This is a genomic window from Malikia spinosa, from assembly GCF_002980625.1.
Classification (GTDB): domain Bacteria; phylum Pseudomonadota; class Gammaproteobacteria; order Burkholderiales; family Burkholderiaceae_C; genus Malikia; species Malikia spinosa.
Genome location: NZ_PVLR01000039.1, coordinates 1 through 15,718 on the forward strand (window position 1 = coordinate 1; position 15,718 = coordinate 15,718).

Consider the following 15,718-nt stretch of genomic DNA (forward strand, 5'->3'; position numbering starts at 1 on the left):
TCATCGTCAGGCTCTTATGCTAAAACCCCGAACTCTGTTTATAACTAAACAGATTCGGGGTTTTGTTATTGCTAACTGACTAGTTGGAGCTGCTTGAACCCACCTAGTTCGCCCTGCTGTATGTGACTCGGCAATGCAATATTTTGGCTCGGTGTTTTCATATGGCTTGCATGATGCATGCTTGGATAGTGTAAAATTATTCACTTCTTGAGATATCTTCTCCAAGAAATTCATGCGGGATTAGCTCAGTTGGTAGAGCGATACCTTGCCAAGGTATAGGTCGAGAGTTCGAGTCTCTTATCCCGCTCCAGTTTTTGAAAACGCCCCGATCAGTCGGGGCGTTTTCATTTGTGCGTCAAGATCCTGTCTGCCACGCCTCTCATGCAGTCTATGCCGCTCCTCACTCCAGACTCCGCTGACTCGTTGCCAATGCCCGCGCTTGAGGCTGAAGTGGCCATCGTCGGTGGCGGTCCTGCCGGGCTGATGGCGGCTGAACTGCTGTCCGCCGCCGGCCATGCCGTTCATCTTTTCGATGCGATGCCCACGCTGGGGCGCAAGTTCCTGCTGGCCGGCATTGGCGGCCTCAACCTGACCCATGCCGAGCCGTTCGACAGTTTTGTCAGCCGCTATGGTGCCAGGGCGGTGCAATGTCGTTTCTGGCTTGAGCGTCTGCGACCGCAGGACATTCGTGACTGGGCCAGCGGCCTGGGCATAGAGACTTTTGTTGGCTCTTCGCAGCGGGTCTTTCCGACCGACATGAAGGCAGCACCCCTGTTGCGTGCCTGGTTGCTGCGCCTGCGTCATCCTGCTACGGGTGTTGCCGTCACGTTTCACATGCGGCAGCGCTGGACTGGGGCCTGTCTGCGCAGCGGTGAGCAATGGCTGTTGGCTTTTGAGTCAGCCGCTGGGCTGCAATGGGTCAAGGCCAGGGCTGTGCTGTTTGCGCTCGGGGGCGGCAGTTGGGCCCGACTGGGCTCTGACGGGGCCTGGACGGCCTCCCTGCAGACGCTGGGCGCTTCGGTCCTGCCTTTGCAGCCGGCCAACTGCGGCTTCGAGGTCGCGGTCAAAGGTCGTCCAGGCTGGAGTGACTATTTCTCGCAGCGTCACGCCGGTCAGCCATTGAAGAACGTGGCCTTGCGCTGCAGCGACAGCCTGGGGCAGGAATTCAGTCGCAAGGGTGAGTTCGTGCTGTCGGCCAGCGGCATCGAGGGTAGCCTGGTCTATGCGGCATCGGCGCTGCTGCGCGACGAGATCGCTCGCAGTGGCAGCGCCAGCTTGCTGCTGGACCTGCGTCCCGACCTGGCGCCGGAGAAGGTCCAGACCTTGCTGGCGCGTCCGCGCGGCGGCAAAAGCCTAACCAACTGTCTGCGCGCCTGGCTCGGTCTGTCACCGGCCGCGATTGCCCTGCTGCATGAGTTGCTGGAACGCGAGCAGCTCAACGATCCAGTCCGACTGGCCGCCGCAATCAAGTCCTTGCCGCTGACCCTGGTGGCTCCACGTCCGCTCGATGAGGCGATCAGCAGTGCCGGTGGGGTGGCGCTCGAGTCCTTGACGCCGCAGCTGATGCTGCAGGACAGCCCCGGCCTGTTCTGCGCCGGTGAGATGCTGGACTGGGAGGCGCCCACTGGTGGCTATCTGCTGACGGCCTGCCTAGCGAGTGGCAAGGTCGCAGGCGAGGGCGTGCAGGACTACTTGCGGCAGGCCGGTGTTCGCGCTACTGTAGCGTCGGACCGATAGGCTTGGCAGGCTGCTCGCGGAGATCCAGGCTTGGTCAATACCAGGCTGGGCGCCGCTGCTGATCGTCACCTGCTCGCCGGCCTATCTCCTGACGCTGTTCGCGGTCCCAGCTCATGCCGACTGGCAGAAACGGGCACCGGAGCTGAACTCCGATGCCCTTTCCGGTTTACTTGCCCCAGCTGTCTTTCAGGCCGACGGCGCGGTTGAATACCGGTTGGCCCTTGACGTGATCCTGGTGGTCGGCGACAAAGTAGCCGTGGCGTTCGAACTGGAACTTCTGGTCGGGTTCGGCATGGGCCAGCGAGGGCTCGACATAGCCGGTCACGACCTTGAGGCTGTCCGGGTTCAGGCTGCTGAGGAAGTCCTTGCCGCCGGCATCCGGATGGGCATCGCTGAACAGGCGGTCGTAGAGGCGGATCTCGGCGGCCACCCCATCGGCCACGCCGACCCAGGTGATGGCGGCCTTGACCTTGACGCTGTCAGCCCCCGGGGTGCCGCTCTTGGTATCGGGCACCAGCAGGGCCAGTACGGCGGTGACGCGGCCGGTGGCGTCTCGCTCGCAGCCGGTGCACTCGATCACGTAGCCGCCTTTGAGGCGCACCTTGTTGCCCGGGAACAGCCGCTTGTAGCCCTTCGGTGGCACTTCCTCGAAGTCCTCGCGCTCGATCCAGACTTCCTTGCCGATCGTGAACTGGCGTGCTGCCGGTTCGGGTTGGCCTTCGGGCACATGGGGCAGGGCCGGCAGGCTGCAGGGCTCCAGATGGCTGGCACCCATGACCTCGTCCCAGTTCGTCAGCACCAGCTTGACCGGGTCGAGCACGGCCATGCCGCGATGCGCCTGCGACTCGAGATCCTCGCGCAGGCAGCCTTCGAGCGTGGAGTAGTCGATCCAGCTGTCGCTCTTGGTGACGCCGATGCGCTCGGCGAACAGTTGCAGCGCGGCCGGCGTGTAGCCGCGGCGGCGCAGGCCGACGATGGTGGGCATGCGCGGGTCGTCCCAGCCGCTGACCTTGCCTTCGTTGACCAGCTGGGCCAGCTTGCGCTTGCTGGTGATGACATAGGTGAGGTTCAGGCGCGCGAATTCGTACTGGTGCGGTGCCGGCGCGGCCAGCAGGCCGGCCTCGATCAGGCGTTCCAGCAGCCAGTCGTAGAAGGGGCGCTGGTCCTCGAACTCGAGCGTGCAGATGCTGTGCGTGATCTGCTCGAGCGCGTCCTCGATCGGGTGTGCGAAGGTGTACATCGGGTAGATGCACCATTTGTCGCCGGTGTTGTGGTGGGTGGCGCGGCGGATGCGGTAGATCGCGGGGTCACGCAGGTTGATGTTGGGCGAATCCATGGCGATACGGGCGCGCAGCACGGCGGCGCCGTCCGCCAGCTTGCCATCACGCATCTCGCGGAAGCGGGCCAGGTTCTCGGCCGGGGTGCGGCTGCGGTAGGGGCTGTCGATGCCGGGCTTGGAGAAGTCGCCGCGGTTGGCGCGCATCTCCTCCGGGCTTTGCTCGTCGACATAGGCTTGGCCGCGCTCGATCAGGGCCTCGGCGGCGCGGTACATGAAGTCGAAGTAGTCGCTGGCCTGGTAGGGGGCAGCGCTGCCAGGGGCCTGGCCGAGTTGGGCCCAGTCGAAGCCCAGCCACTTGACCGCATCGATGATGCTGTCGACGTACTCGGTGTCTTCCTTCTCGGGGTTGGTGTCGTCGAAACGCAGGTGACAGACACCGCCATAGTCGCGCGCCAGGCCGAAGTTCAGGCAGATGCTCTTGGCGTGACCGATGTGCAGGTAGCCGTTGGGTTCGGGCGGAAAACGCGTGCGAATCCTGGCCGGATCGTGCGGCGCGCTGGCGTGATGGGTCGCATCGCCAGGGCTGCCGGCCCAGCGCCGGCTGGCGTAGGTGCCCTTGGCCAGGTCATGCTCGATGATCTGGCGCAGGAAGTTGCTGGACTTGGTGGCGCCTTCTTCGGGCGCTGCGGGGGTGTGGGGCGCGGAACTCATGACTTGGATTTTAGAGGGGACGGGTTTACCATTGCGGGTTTTTCTGATTAATAGTGCCGGCTGCCTGTCGTGGGGGGTCGGTCGGGAGTCGCGCCGATGTCGATCACAGGGGTTTCAAGCGTGGGGCGGATGGCCCTGATCGATGCCTTGAAGGCGATCGGCTCGCAGTTCATCGTGTTGCATCACCTCGCGTTCTACGGGCCGATGTCGGACTGGACCCAGCGCATGCTACCGGACCTGATCGACTGGCTGAGCCAGGACGCCCGCATGGCGGTGCAGATTTTCCTGGTTGTAGGCGGCTTCCTGGCGGCGCGCAGCCTGGCGCCGCAAGGTGTGCTTGTGACGCCCCAGCCGCTGCTGCTGCTCAGGAAGCGTTACCTGCGCACGGCTGCGCCCTATCTGGCGGCCTTGCTGCTCAGCCTGCTGTGCACCGAGTTGGCGCGCTACTGGATGAACCATGACTCGCTGCCGGAGCCGGCCGAGCTGGGGCAGTTCCTGGCTCACGCGCTGCTGCTGCACAGCCTGCTTGGCGTCGATTCGATCTCGGCCGGCGTCTGGTATGTGGCGATCGACTTCCAGCTGTTTGCCTTGCTGCTCGGATTGCTCTGGCTGGCGCGCGCGCTCAACGGTCGGCTGGCCTTGAGCGCCACGCTGCTGCTGCTGGGGGTGATCCTGTCGCTCTATGGCTTCAACCTCGATTCGGACTGGGACATCTGGGCGCTCTATTTCCTGGGCTCCTATGGGCTCGGGGCGCTGACTTACTGGGCGACCCAGCCGCACCACGGTCTCAAGGGCCTGGGCTGGCTGCTGCTGCTGGCCTTGCTGGTGCTGGGAGCGTTGGCGCTCGAGTTCCGCGAGCGGATCGCGCTGGCATTGATGGTGGCGCTACTGCTCGGCGCGGCCCAGCAGGGGCAGTGGCTGCAGCGCTGGCCGCAGGGGCGCGTCTGGGCCTATTTCGGCCAGATTTCGTATTCGGTCTTCCTGCTCAATTTTCCGGTGGCCTTGGTGGTCAATGCGCTCTTTACCCGCTTTGCCCCGGCCGAGCCCTGGGCGCAGACGGTTGGCGTGTTGCTGGCCTGGGTCGCTTGCAATCTGGCTGGAGCGGTCTTCTTTCACCTGGTCGAGCAGCCCCTAGGCCGCTGGGGCAGCAGCCCCCGGTTACCCGCTGATACATCTGTCACAAGTCGTGGCAGCTTGTAAGCGGGCTTTGACGCTTTAATCCTCTCCAGGCGCGTGAGTACGCGCACAAGGAGTGGAACATGAAGCAAGTCGAAACTGGCGCGCAGCTGGAGCAGCGCAGCCCCCGGACCCTCTGGTCCAGGTGCTCGGGTCTGGTGCTGGGCCTGGGGCTGGCCCTGGGTGCTGCCGGGGCACAGGCGGGGAATGTGTACTGGTCGCTCGGCATGCATAGCCCCGGCGTGGTGATCGGGGCCAGCAATGCCGCGCCGATGTATGTCGCACCGGCTCCGGTGGTGGTCTATCCGGCGCCGCGGGTCATGGCGCCGCCGGTCTATGGCTCGGCCTGGGCGCCGCCCGGGCATTACAAGCGCAAGCATCACAAGCGCCACTGGCAGCATGAGCATGACCGCTGGGAGGATGGCGGCCGTCATGGCCATGGACGCTACTGAGCTTTGCCAGCCATGCGGGCAGAGCTGAGATTGCCGGGTCACGATGCGGGTTTACACTGGTGGGCTTTAACCAATCTACCAGTCTGATGGATACTTTACTGCTGCTGAAGGCCGCCCTGATGGGCATTGTCGAGGGCCTGACCGAGTTCCTGCCGATCTCGTCCACCGGCCATTTGATCCTGGCCGGTACCTTGCTCGACATGCATGACGACAAGGGCAAGGTGTTCGACATCGCGATCCAGACCGGTGCCATCTTTGCCGTGATCCTGGTCTATTGGCAGCGTCTACGCGATACCGTGGTGCAGCTGCCTTCCCAGGCCAAGGCCCAGCGCTTTGCGGCCAATGTGGCGGTTGCCTTCTTGCCGGCTGTCGTGCTGGGCCTGCTGTTTGGCAAGGCGATCAAGGCCAACCTGTTCACGCCCTCGGTGGTGGCGTCGACCTTCATCATCGGCGGACTGATCATTCTTTGGGCCGAGCGCCGTCAGGCACGCAGCGAGACCGCACCGCGCATCCTGTCGGTCGACCAGATGACCGGTCTCGATGCCCTCAAGGTCGGCCTGGTGCAATGTCTGGCTCTGGTGCCAGGCACCAGTCGCAGCGGCGCGACCATCATCGGTGGCATGTTCATGGGTCTGTCGCGCCAGGTCGCGACCGAGTTTTCCTTCTACCTCGCGATTCCGACCCTGATCGGTGCCGGTGCCTACAGCCTGTACAAGGAGCGCGGTCTGCTGAGCCTGGCTGATCTGCCCCAGTTCGCTGTCGGTCTGCTGTTTGCCTTCATCAGCGCCTGGCTCTGCATCCGCTGGCTGCTGCGCTTCGTCGCCAGCCACAGCTTCACGGGTTTTGCCTGGTACCGGATTGCCTTCGGTCTGCTGATCCTGTTGACGGCCCAGCAGGGCTGGGTGGTCTGGGCCGACTGAGCTCTCTGTGTTCATTTAGGCCTTGCGGCGGCCAGACCCGCCGCAAGGCCTGCCGCCCTCAGATCAGGCGCTCGCCAGCGTTGGCGATCTTCCTGAGTGGCTGGTTGCGCTTGCTCGGCTGCAGCAGCGGCACCTCGGTCGCGTGACCATCCCAGGCCGGATGCTCGATCGCATCGAAGACCTCGCGCAGCTTCTCGCCCCAGGTGGTGCGCACCATGCGGAAATAGGGGTTGTTCTCGTCGATGCAGACGATCTTGTCGCTCTCGAGCCGGTCCACCTCGTAGACCGCCAGGTCCAGCGGCAGGCCGACCGAGAGGTTGGACTTGAGCGTCGAATCCATCGAGACCAGCGCGCATTTGGCCGCCTCGTCGAGCGGTGTGGTTGGCGTGATCACGCGGTCAAGCACCGGTTTGCCATACTTCGATTCACCGACCTGGAAGAAGGGCGTCTCGGGCGTGGCCTCGATGAAGTTGCCGGCCGAGTAGACCTGGAACAGTCGCATGGCTTCGCCAGCGATCTGGCCGCCGAAGATCATGCTGACGTTGAAGTCGACCCCGGCCCGGCGCAGCGCCTCGCCGTCGCGGGCGTGTACATGGCGCACGGCCTGGCCCAGCACGCGCGCCGCATCGAACATGCTCTTGGCGTTCCAGATCGTGATGGCCTCGTCGCTGTCGGGGTCCTTCAGGTGCTCGGACTGCAGGATCTCGCGGATCGACTGCGAGATGCTCAGGTTGCCGGCCGACAGCAGGCACATGAAGCGGTTGCCCGGCTTCTCGTAGACGATCATCTTGCGGAAGGTGCTGATCTGGTCCAGACCGGCGTTGGTGCGGGAGTCGGACAGGAAGACCAGTCCGGCGTTGAGTTTGACGGCGACGCAGTAAGTCATGCTTGGATCAGTAGTTTCTTGAGCAAATAGAGTTGTTCGAGCGCCTCGCGCGGGCTCAGCACATCGGGGTCCACGGCTGCCAGCGCGAGTTCGACCCGGCTGGGTTCGGGGGTCGCGGCCGCTGGCGGCGGGGCGAACAGGTCGACCTGGGCCTGAGCGCTGGCGCTGTGCGCCTCGAGTGCCTCGAGCGCGTGGCGCGCCTGTTGCACCACCGCCGCTGGCACTCCTGCCAGCCTGGCGACCTGCACACCGTAGCTGCGGCTGGCCGGCCCGGGCTCGATCTGGTGCAGGAAGACGATGTCGCGCCCCTGGCTCTCGGCTGCGCTGACATGCACATTGAGCGCATGGCGGTGCGAGGCCGGGAACTCGGTCAGCTCGAAGTAATGGGTCGCGAACAGGGTGAAGGCCTTGACTTTGTCGTGCAGATGGGAGGCGATGGCCGAGGCCAGCGCGAGGCCGTCGAAGGTCGAAGTGCCGCGCCCGATTTCGTCCATCAGCACCAGGCTGTGTGGCGATGCCGAGTGCAAGATCTGTGCCGCCTCGGTCATCTCGAGCATGAAGGTCGACTGGGCGTTGGCCAGGTCGTCGGCCGCGCCGATGCGGGTGTGGATGGCGTCGAGCGGTCCGAGCCGGCAGCTTTGCGCCGGCACATAGCTGCCCATGCTCGCGAGCAGGGCGATCACCGCGACCTGGCGCATATAGGTCGATTTGCCGCCCATGTTGGGGCCGGTGATGACCTGCAGGCGCGCTTTCTGACCCAGCACCGTGTCGTTCGGGATGAAGTTGCCGGAGCCGGTTTCAGCCATCCTGGCCTCGACCACCGGATGGCGGCCGGCGCGGATCTCGATGCAGGGCTGGGCAACGAATTCAGGCTCGCACCATTCGAGTGTGAGCGACCTTTCGGCCAGCGCGCACAGGGCGTCGAGGCTGGCCAGCGCGCGCGCCAGCGTCCCCAGTGCCTGGACATGAGCTTGCAACTGGTCGAGCAGGCCCTCGTAGAGCCATTTCTCGCGTGCCAGCGCGCGCTCCTGGGCGCTGAGCGCCTTGTCCTCGAAGCTTTTCAGTTCAGGCGTGATGAAGCGTTCGGCATTCTTGAGCGTCTGGCGCCGACGGTAGTCGTCGGGTACCCGGTCGAGGCCGCTGGTGGTCACCTCGATGTAGAAGCCATGCACCTTGTTGTACTGCACGCGCAGGTTGCTGATGCCGGTGCGCTCGCGCTCGCGTGCCTCCAGCGCCAGCAGGAAGCTGTCGCAGTTGTTCTGGATCGCGCGCAGCTCGTCCAGATCGGCATCGAAGCCGTGGTTGATCACGCCGCCGTCGCGTACCAGGGCTGCCGGCTCGGGCAGCAGGGCGCTTTGCAGCAGCGCCGCGCAGCCCGCGGGTGGTTCGAGCTCGCGCGCGAGTTCGCTCAGCAGCGAGGCCGGGATGGCCTCGGTCTGCTGCGCCGTCTGATCCTGCAGCCCTTGCTGCAGTCCTGCCGATACGCTGGCGGCGCGCTCGAGCGTCTGGACCAGGCCGACCAGCTCGCGCGGGCGCACCTGGCGCAGCGCGATGCGCGCGCTGATGCGCTCGACATCCGAGGCGCCCTTGAGTGCCAGCCGCAGCGGCGCCTGCAGGCCGGCGCGCAGCGTACCGATGGCCTGCAAGCGCTGGCGCGCCGGCGCGCGGTCGCGTGGCGGTTCGAGCAGCCAGCGCTTGAGCTGGCGGCTGCCCATGCCGGTCTGGCAGCTGTCGAGCAGCGAGAACAGGGTCGGCGCGGCCTCGCCGCGCAGGGTCTGGGTCAGCTCGAGGTTGCGCCGGGTGGTGGCCGGCAGTTCGATCAGCTCCTGCGGTCGCGCCACCCGCAGCTGGCACAGATGGGCCAGTGCCCGGCCCTGGGTGTGCTCGGCATAGTCGAGCAGTGCCGAGGCGGCGGCATGCGCCTGCGGCAGGTCCTGCGCCCCCCAGGCGGCCAGGCTGGCTGTTTGCAGCTGGGCGCAGAGCTTGCGCTCGCCCAGGGCGGGATCGAAGGCCCAGGCCGGGCGCAGCGCCAGGCTCAGGCGCGCGCCTGCGCCGGCCTGTGCCAGCGCTGGCCATTGGCGTTGCAGTTCCTGCAGGGACTGCTCGAAAGCGGGCGTGACGTCCGCACTGTGCAGCAGTTCGCTCGGGGCAATGCGCACGATCCAGGCGCGCAATTCGTCAGCCGGGCATTGCGCCAGCTGCAAGATGCCCTGGGTCACGCTGAGCCAGGCCAGGCCGCAGGTCGCACGTGGGCCCGCATGCACTGCCAGCAGCACTGATTCGCTCTTGTCGCTCAGCAGTTCGCTGTCGGTCAGGGTGCCGGGGGTGACCACGCGCACGACCTTGCGCTCGACCGGGCCCTTGGAGGTGGCCGGGTCGCCGACCTGTTCGCAGATCGCGACCGATTCGCCGAGCTTGATCAGGCGCGCCAGGTAGGTTTCGAGCGAGTGGAAGGGGATGCCCGCCATCACGACCGGCTCGCCGGCCGACTGGCCGCGCCGCGTCAGCGTGATCTCGAGCAGGCGCGCGGCCTTCTCGGCATCGTCCCAGAACAGCTCGTAGAAGTCGCCCATGCGGTAGAACAGCAGGGTGCTCGGGTGGTCGGCCTTCAGGCGCAGGTATTGCGCCATCATGGGGGTGTGCTGTTCGAGGTCGGGGTTGATCCGGGGCGGTGCTTTTTCGTTGGACATCGATGGCTGGGCGTGAGACGGGGCGGTGCGCAGTCGCGCGCTGGCTGGCGCTGCAGCCTGCCTGCGGCAGGCCGGGCGTGCTGCCTTGGCATGGGCTGAATTGTCGCAGGCCTTGACGGCCTGGCGGCGCGCATCCCTTCAATGCGCTGGCCGGCCAGCCTGGCTGCGACTGGATCGCAACTGATTGCGGTCAAATTGTCTTGACCATCAAGGCTTGCCGGCGGTAAAACTGTCTCTCTCGCACGCTGGTCCTGTACTGGACGAGAGGGAGGAGGCCATGGCTGCAGATGATTCCAACCGGGAGTCGAGGGTGGGTGCTGTTGATCGGCTGCTGCCTTGCCTGCTCGACCGCCTGACGGACGAGGCGCCAGGTTGTCAGGTCGAACCTGCAGAGTCCGGCCTGGCGAGCCAGTCGCGCCTGCGCGCGGCGGTGCTGAGGGACCTCGGCTGGCTCATGAATGCCACCCGGCCGGGCGCTGCTGAGTCGCTCGAAGCCTGGCCCGAGGCCAGGCGTTCGGTGCTCAACTACGGGCTGCCGGCGTTGGGTGGTCAGACCAGTTCCACGCTCGATCTCCAGGCGCTTGAGCGCGTGATCCGCGAGGCGATCCTGCGCTTCGAGCCCCGTCTGCTGGCCGATACGCTCGAAGTCGAGGCCGATACCGATGCCCTGTTTCAGCAGTACGGGCTCGACGGGCACAACCGGGTCAGCCTGCGCATCAGCGGCCAGATCCGGGCCCAGCCCATGCCTTTGGAGCTGCTGCTGCGCACCGAGTGGGACCTCGAGACCGGTCAGGTCTCGCTCTCCGAGCTCAAGGCCTAGGAGTCCGGCCCATGGACCGCCGCCTGCTCTATCACTACAACCGCGAGCTTGGCCATCTGCGCGAGCTCGGCGCCGAATTTGCCGCCGAGTTCCCGAAGATTGCCGCCCGCCTCGGGCTGAACGGCAGCGAGCCGGCGCAGGACCCCTATGTCGAGCGCCTGCTCGAGGGCACGGCCTTCCTGGCGGCGCGGGTCCAGCTCAGGCTCGATGCCGAATTCCCGCGCTTTACCGAGCAGTTGCTCGCCATGCTCTATCCGCATTACCTGGCGCCAACGCCGGCGATGCTGATCGCGCAATTCCAGCCGATGCCGGGCGATGCCAATCTGGCGGCCGGTCAGCTGCTGCCGCGCGGGTCGGCACTGCGCCAGGCTGGCGCCAGCGCCGATGCGGTGGCCTGCGAGTTCCGTACTGGCTGCGATCTGCGGCTGTGGCCGCTGGAGCTGCGCGAGGCGCGCCATTTCAGTTCGGCGCCCGAGCTGGCGCTGGCCGGCCAGCCCTGGCCGGCGCGTTGCCAGAGCGGGGTCAGGCTCAAGCTGCACACGGGCGCTGGCTTGAGCCTGTCGGCGCTCAAGCTTGATCAGCTGCGCTTCTTCCTGGGCGGAGCGCCGGAGGTCGCGCACCAGTTGCATGAGCTGATCGGCGCCTCGACTCTGGGTCTGCTGGTGCGCGGCGAGCAGGGCTGGCAGCCTCTGCCCGCCAGTTGCATCAAGCTGGTCGGTTTCGACGACGACGAGGCATTGCTGCCGGTGACGGCGCGCGGTTTCAGTGGCCATCGGCTGCTGCAGGAGTATTTCTCCTTTCCGGCCCGCTACCTGTTCTTCGAGATCGAGGGCCTGGCGCCGCTGCTGGCCCGCCAGGCCGGCAGCGAGCTGGAGTTGCTGCTGCTGTTTGGCCGCGCCGCACCCGAGCTAGAGGGCCAGGTCGATGCGCGCCATTTCCTGTTGCATTGCGTGCCTGCGATCAATCTGTTCGAGCGCCAGTTGGACCGGGTCGAGCTGCAGCCGGGCGAGCCGGAATTCCATCTGCTGGCCGACCGGACCCGGCCCCTCGACTACGAGATCTACGACCTGCTCGAGGTCACGGGCCACGGCATCGGTCGAGCCGAACAGCGTTTCCTGCCCTTCTATTCGACCAGTCGCCTGAGCGAGCCTCCATCGGAGGCCTATTTCACGCTGCGGCGCGAGCCCAGGTTGCTGAGCGCGAGCCGCCGGCGCGGACGGCGGCTGACCGGCTATGTCGGCAGCGAGGTTTTCCTGTCCCTGGTCGATCCGAACGAAGCGCCTTATGCGCAGGGGCTGCGCCAGCTCTCGTTGCGCGCGCGCTGCACCAACCGCGACCTGCCGCTGCTGATGAAGCTGGGCCACGGGCCGACCGATTTCGCGCTCGAGGTCGCCGCGCCGGTCGAGCGCATACGCTGCGTCAAGGGGCCTTCGGCACCCTATGGCGCGCTGGCGCAGGGCGCCGAGGGCTGGAAATTGATCAGCCAGCTCTCGCTCAACTACCTGTCGCTGCTCGACAGCGGGCCCGAGCCGGGCGCAGTCGCGCTGCGCGAGCTGCTGGGTTTGCATGCCAGCTCGGCCGACCCTGGCTTGCGCCGCCATGTCGAAGGCCTGCGCTCGGTGTCTTGCGCGCCCGTGGTCGCGCGCCTGCCGATGCCCGGGCCGTTGTGCTTCGGGCGCGGGGTCGAGATCACGCTCGGGCTCGACGAGCTGGCGTTCGAGGGCGGCAGCGCCTTCCTGCTCGGCAGCGTGCTCGAGCGCTTCTTCGCGCGCCATGTTTCGCTCAACAGCTTCACCGAGACGGTGCTGCGCACGCTCACGCGCGGCGAGATCATGCGCTGGAGGCCCCGATGCGGAACGCGGCCGATACTGTGAACGCCTGCCCGACGCCGCCCGATGAGCGCCATCCGGTTCGACCTGATCGCCTGCAGGCGTTGTTCGCGTCGATCGCGGCTGCGCCCTGGCGCTGGAACTATTTCCAGGCCCTGCGCCTGCTCGACTGCCTGAATCCTGGCCTGCCGCGCCTGGGCCAGGCCCGTCGTCCGGCCGACGAGCCGGTACGTCTGGGTCAGGAGCCGGCGCTGGATTTCGCCCCGGCCAGCCTGGCGCGGCTGGTGCCGGGCTATGGCGCCTTGCCGCCGCGCATCAGCGTGCGCTTTTTCGGGCTGTTCGGCCCCAACGGGCCGCTGCCGCTGCACTTGAGCGAATACGCGCGCAACCGGATGCTGCACGCGGGCGACGCGAGCCTGACGCGCTTTGCCGACCTGATCCACCACCGTTTCCTGAGCCTGTTCTACCGCGCCTGGGCCCAGGCCCAGCCCTGCGTCAGCCTGGACCGGCCCGAGCAGGACCGCTTCGCGCGCTATGTCGGCGCGCTCTGTGGGCTGGGCCTGGACAGCCTGCGTGGGCGCGACGCGCTGCCTGATCACGCCAAGCTGCACCACGCGGCTGGCTTGAGCCGCCAGGTGCGCAATGCCGAGGGCCTGGCCGGGCTGTTGTCCGATTGCCTGGGGTTGCCGGTGGCGGTCGAGCCTTTTGTCGGCCACTGGATGGACCTGCGCGAGCGTGATGGCCTGCGCCTGGGCAGCCGCGGCCAGCTGGGTCGGGATGCCGTGCTCGGGCGCCGGATCTGGGACCGCCAGCACAAGTTCAGGCTGCAGCTCGGTCCGTTGTCGCTGTCGGACTATGTCGATCTGTTGCCACAGGCCAGCGGCCTGGCGCTGTTGGCGGCGGCGGTGCGCAACTACGTCGGGCTCGAGTACGACTGGGACCTGCGCTTGCTGTTGCGCGCCGACAGCGTGCCGCGCCTGGCGCTCGGGGGCACTCAGCGCCTGGGCTACAGCAGCTGGCTGGGCCGGCGTCGCAGCACACTGGCGGCAGGCGATCTGGTGCTCGCAGCGCCGCCTTGCATCAGTCCCAGTGACCTGACGGTGACTGGCAAGGCTGGCCACCGAGGCCCGCCAGCAGCAGGAGAATGGCATGGACAGTGACCGCTTTGACCGCCGGGTCCGTGTCGCCAGCACCTTGGGCGACGCCTTGATCTTCGAGCGGCTCGACGGCTCCGATGGCCTGTCCTGCCAGGGCGAATACCGGCTGCTGCTGCTGTCGCGGCGCGGCGACCTGTCGGCGTCCGACTTGCTGGGCCAGCCGGTCTCGGTGCTGGTCGAGCTGGCGCCGGGCGGCGTGCGCGAGTTCAACGGCCTGGCGACCGGCTTTTCCCTGCTCGCGCCCCAGGGCCGACTGCACCGCTATCAGCTCATCCTGCGGCCCTGGATCTGGATGTTGACCCGCTGCAGCGATTGCCGCATCTTCCAGGACCAGACCACGCCGCAGATCCTGCAAGCGGTGTTCGCCGCCCATCCCTACGCCGACTTCCGTTTCGAGCTGACGGGCCGCTATCTGCCCCGACCCTATTGCGTCCAGTACCGCGAGACCGACTACCAGTTCATTGCCCGGCTGCTGGAGCAGGAGGGCATGCATTATTTCTTCGTGCACAAGGATGGCAGGCACCAGCTGGTGGTGGCTGACAGTGCCACGGCGCATCAGCCGGTGCCGGGCTATGCGCAGGTGGGTTTTCTCGAGCCCGATCCGCAGCCGGGCTGGCAACGCGAAGGCCTGCAGAGCTGGATCGGCTCGGTCGAGATCCAGTCCACGCGCCAGCTGCTGCGCGATCATGATTTCGAGAAGCCACGCGCCGATCTGCAGGTCGAGGGCGAAGCGGCCAGTCCGATTGATCACGAGCAGGCGCGGGCACTTGAGCGCTACGACTATCCCGGCGACTACCGTGAGCGGGCCGAGGGCGAGCGGCTGGCGCGCATCCAGGCCGAGGCGCTGCGCGCGCAGCAAGAGACCTTCTCAGGCCAAGGCAATGCCGCCGGCCTGACTCCGGGCGCGCGCTTTCGCCTGCAGTCGCATCCCAGGCCCGACCAGAACCAGGATTACCTGGTCACGGCAGCCGAATACCGGCTGCAGGAGGCGGGCCTTGAGCCGGGCGAGAGGGCCGAGGCCTGGCTGAGCCTGAAGCTGTCGGCGATTCCTGCTGCGCAGGAGTACCGGCCGCCTGCGCTGACCCCCAGACCCCTGGTCCAGGGGCCGCAGACGGCCGTCGTCACGGGGCCGGCGGGTGACGAGATCCATACCGACCGCTACGGCCGCGTCAAGGTCCGCTTCCACTGGGACCGGCGCGGGCGCGGCGACCAGGACAGTTCCTGCTGGATCCGGGTTGCCCATTCCTGGGCCGGCCAGAACTGGGGCATGGTCGCGATTCCGCGCGTGGGCCAGGAGGTGGTGGTCGAGTTTCTCGAAGGTGATCCGGACCGCCCGCTGATCACTGGCAGTGTCTACAACGCCGACCAGCTGCCACCCTACGCGCTGCCCCAGCACATGACGCAAAGCGGCATCAAGTCGCGCTCGACCCCGGGCGGCAATGGCTCGAACTACAACGAGATCCGCTTCGAGGACCGGCGCGGCGCCGAGGAGCTGCGCCTGCATGCCGAGCGCGACCAGGTGCTGCAGACCCGCCGCGACCGGGTCGAGTCGGTCGGCAACGAGAGTCACCTGACCATCGGCCAGGACCTGCGCGAGCAATGCGGTGGCGACCATCATCTGCGGGTCAGTGGCGACCAGAATGTCGCGCTCGGCGGCAGCCATTCCTTCAGCGTCGCACAGGACTGGCAGGGCCAGGTGGGTCTGCGGCTGGCGGCCGAGGCCGGCCAGGAAATCCATCTGAAAGCCGGCATCAAGCTGGTGCTCGAGGCGGGTGCCCAGCTCACGCTCAAGGTCGGGAGCAGCTTCATCGAGATCGGCCCGGGCGGCGTGACCCTGGCCGGACCCAGCGTCAACCTGCATGGCGGCGGCGCGCCGGGCAATGGCTCGGGCGCCAGCCCGGAGCCGCCGCTGCCGCCCAGGACCGTCGCCGCGCCGGACGCTGCCGTGGCGGCGTCTCCGGCGCCCTCCGCTGTGCTGAACGCTTCGTCCCGCCAGGCGCAGGCGCTAAGGCTGGCACGCGACAGCGCCAGTGCCTTTGTCGAGAAATGTCCGGATTGAGC

Annotated in this window: 11 protein-coding genes and 1 tRNA gene; 9 read left to right on the forward strand and 3 right to left on the reverse strand. The window is 66.8% G+C overall.

Annotated elements, in window-relative coordinates; translation table 11 throughout:
• Window positions 1–234: 234 nt before the first annotated feature.
• Window positions 235–310: transfer RNA gene (locus C6P61_RS13140), tRNA-Gly, on the forward strand.
• An 80-nt stretch (window positions 311–390) separates the two neighbouring features.
• Window positions 391–1,737, forward strand: coding sequence for a TIGR03862 family flavoprotein (locus C6P61_RS13145; protein ID WP_425319754.1), 1,347 nt, complete (start codon window positions 391–393; stop codon window positions 1,735–1,737).
• Between the two features lie 166 nt (window positions 1,738–1,903).
• Here the strand turns inward: C6P61_RS13145 and C6P61_RS13150 are convergent, their stop codons facing one another.
• Entirely contained in the window at window positions 1,904–3,727 is a 1,824-nt protein-coding gene (locus C6P61_RS13150; protein WP_105730385.1) for a glutamine--tRNA ligase/YqeY domain fusion protein, read from the reverse strand.
• 129 nt (window positions 3,728–3,856) lie between these two features.
• On the opposite strand from C6P61_RS13150, the gene C6P61_RS13155 reads away from it, so the two are divergent.
• The 3 genes from C6P61_RS13155 to C6P61_RS13165 all read left to right on the forward strand — a co-directional run bounded on the left by C6P61_RS13155 (window position 3,857) and on the right by C6P61_RS13165 (window position 6,275).
• Complete coding sequence (locus tag C6P61_RS13155; protein WP_244908925.1) at window positions 3,857–4,927, forward strand: acyltransferase family protein; 1,071 nt, start codon at window positions 3,857–3,859, stop codon at window positions 4,925–4,927.
• A gap of 59 nt (window positions 4,928–4,986) precedes the next feature.
• Window positions 4,987–5,355 (forward strand): hypothetical protein, encoded by a 369-nt coding sequence (locus C6P61_RS18065; RefSeq protein ID WP_211296979.1) that lies wholly within the window; start codon window positions 4,987–4,989, stop codon window positions 5,353–5,355.
• Between the two features lie 86 nt (window positions 5,356–5,441).
• Complete coding sequence (locus C6P61_RS13165; RefSeq protein WP_105730387.1) at window positions 5,442–6,275, forward strand: undecaprenyl-diphosphate phosphatase; 834 nt, start codon at window positions 5,442–5,444, stop codon at window positions 6,273–6,275.
• A gap of 58 nt (window positions 6,276–6,333) precedes the next feature.
• Here C6P61_RS13165 and C6P61_RS13170 read toward each other — a convergent pair whose 3' ends face one another.
• Together C6P61_RS13170 and mutS are read right to left on the reverse strand one after the other, a co-directional pair.
• Entirely contained in the window at window positions 6,334–7,161 is an 828-nt protein-coding gene (locus tag C6P61_RS13170) for a proteasome-type protease (protein WP_105730388.1), read from the reverse strand.
• Window positions 7,158–9,851: a DNA mismatch repair protein MutS gene (mutS, locus tag C6P61_RS13175; RefSeq protein ID WP_244908927.1), complete on the reverse strand. Its 2,694-nt coding sequence runs from the start codon at window positions 9,849–9,851 to the stop codon at window positions 7,158–7,160. The genes C6P61_RS13170 and mutS overlap by 4 nt, the downstream gene beginning before the upstream one ends.
• Window positions 9,852–10,128: 277 nt before the next feature.
• On the opposite strand from mutS, the gene tssE reads away from it, so the two are divergent.
• The 4 genes from tssE to C6P61_RS13195 are packed head-to-tail and all read left to right on the forward strand — an operon-like array spanning window position 10,129 to window position 15,716.
• Window positions 10,129–10,671: a type VI secretion system baseplate subunit TssE gene (gene tssE / locus C6P61_RS13180; RefSeq protein ID WP_105730389.1), complete on the forward strand. Its 543-nt coding sequence runs from the start codon at window positions 10,129–10,131 to the stop codon at window positions 10,669–10,671.
• 11 nt (window positions 10,672–10,682) lie between these two features.
• Complete coding sequence (gene tssF / locus C6P61_RS13185) at window positions 10,683–12,545, forward strand: type VI secretion system baseplate subunit TssF (protein ID WP_105730390.1); 1,863 nt, start codon at window positions 10,683–10,685, stop codon at window positions 12,543–12,545.
• Window positions 12,521–13,660: a type VI secretion system baseplate subunit TssG gene (tssG, locus tag C6P61_RS13190; protein ID WP_105730391.1), complete on the forward strand. Its 1,140-nt coding sequence runs from the start codon at window positions 12,521–12,523 to the stop codon at window positions 13,658–13,660. Before tssF ends, tssG begins: the two co-directional genes overlap by 25 nt.
• Complete coding sequence (locus C6P61_RS13195; protein ID WP_105730392.1) at window positions 13,650–15,716, forward strand: type VI secretion system Vgr family protein; 2,067 nt, start codon at window positions 13,650–13,652, stop codon at window positions 15,714–15,716. Before tssG ends, C6P61_RS13195 begins: the two co-directional genes overlap by 11 nt.
• Window positions 15,717–15,718: the final 2 nt, after the last annotated feature.

What these genes read in the sequence shown, in the direction of transcription:
- C6P61_RS13170 (WP_105730388.1), bottom strand. Translation starts at nt 7,161, where the DNA reads ATGACTTACTGCGTCGCCGTCAAACTCAACGCCGGACTGGTCTTCCTG.
- tssG (WP_105730391.1), top strand. Translation starts at nt 12,521, where the DNA reads ATGCGGAACGCGGCCGATACTGTGAACGCCTGCCCGACGCCGCCCGAT.
- C6P61_RS13150 (WP_105730385.1), bottom strand. Translation starts at nt 3,727, where the DNA reads ATGAGTTCCGCGCCCCACACCCCCGCAGCGCCCGAAGAAGGCGCCACC.
- C6P61_RS13165 (WP_105730387.1), top strand. Translation starts at nt 5,442, where the DNA reads ATGGATACTTTACTGCTGCTGAAGGCCGCCCTGATGGGCATTGTCGAG.
- C6P61_RS13195 (WP_105730392.1), top strand. Translation starts at nt 13,650, where the DNA reads ATGGACAGTGACCGCTTTGACCGCCGGGTCCGTGTCGCCAGCACCTTG.
- C6P61_RS18065 (WP_211296979.1), top strand. Translation starts at nt 4,987, where the DNA reads ATGAAGCAAGTCGAAACTGGCGCGCAGCTGGAGCAGCGCAGCCCCCGG.
- tssE (WP_105730389.1), top strand. Translation starts at nt 10,129, where the DNA reads ATGGCTGCAGATGATTCCAACCGGGAGTCGAGGGTGGGTGCTGTTGAT.
- C6P61_RS13155 (WP_244908925.1), top strand. Translation starts at nt 3,857, where the DNA reads ATGGCCCTGATCGATGCCTTGAAGGCGATCGGCTCGCAGTTCATCGTG.
- C6P61_RS13145 (WP_425319754.1), top strand. Translation starts at nt 391, where the DNA reads ATGCCGCTCCTCACTCCAGACTCCGCTGACTCGTTGCCAATGCCCGCG.
- tssF (WP_105730390.1), top strand. Translation starts at nt 10,683, where the DNA reads ATGGACCGCCGCCTGCTCTATCACTACAACCGCGAGCTTGGCCATCTG.
- mutS (WP_244908927.1), bottom strand. Translation starts at nt 9,851, where the DNA reads ATGTCCAACGAAAAAGCACCGCCCCGGATCAACCCCGACCTCGAACAG.